Raw genomic sequence first — 597 nt, forward strand, 5'->3', positions numbered from 1 at the left:
CGTCAATTTGCCTAGTTCCTTTACCACGGATCACTCGAGCGCCTGAGGATACTCTCCTCGACTACCTGTGTCGGTTTGCGGTACGGGCTGCTAAAACCTAACCTTAGAGGTTTTTCTTGGAAGTCTGTTTAGAGACACTATCAGTGCGGCCGAAGCTTTACTGTACTATCAGGTTCATCATCAACTGCGGATTTGCCTACAGTCAATATAACTACACCCTTTAACGCACTATTCCGTAAGTGCGCGGTCTGTTCACTACTCCGTTACCCCATCGAAATTTTAGCAGGTACTGGAATATTCACCAGTTTGCCATCAGCTGCGCCTCTCGGCTTTGCCTAAGGACCCGACTAACCCTGATCCGATTAGCGTTGATCAGGAACCCTTAGTCTTACGGCGAATAGGTTTTTCACCTATTTTATCGTTACTTATGCCTACATTTTCTTTTCTAAACGCTCCAGCATATCTCGCGATACACCTTCAATGCAGTTTAGAATGCTCCCCTACCGATTACTGACATCGCCAGCAATCCTAAAGCTTCGGTTGTATGTTTGATGCCCGATTATTTTCCGTGCTCAAACCCTCGACCAGTGAGCTGTT

Annotated in this window: 1 rRNA gene; it reads right to left on the reverse strand. The window is 46.6% G+C overall.

Going from position 1 to position 597, the window contains the following annotated elements:
• Positions 1-597: ribosomal RNA gene (locus GO493_RS30780) — 23S ribosomal RNA — on the reverse strand; the annotation flags it as partial.

This window comes from Chitinophaga tropicalis, from assembly GCF_009758205.1.
GTDB lineage: Bacteria > Bacteroidota > Bacteroidia > Chitinophagales > Chitinophagaceae > Chitinophaga > Chitinophaga tropicalis.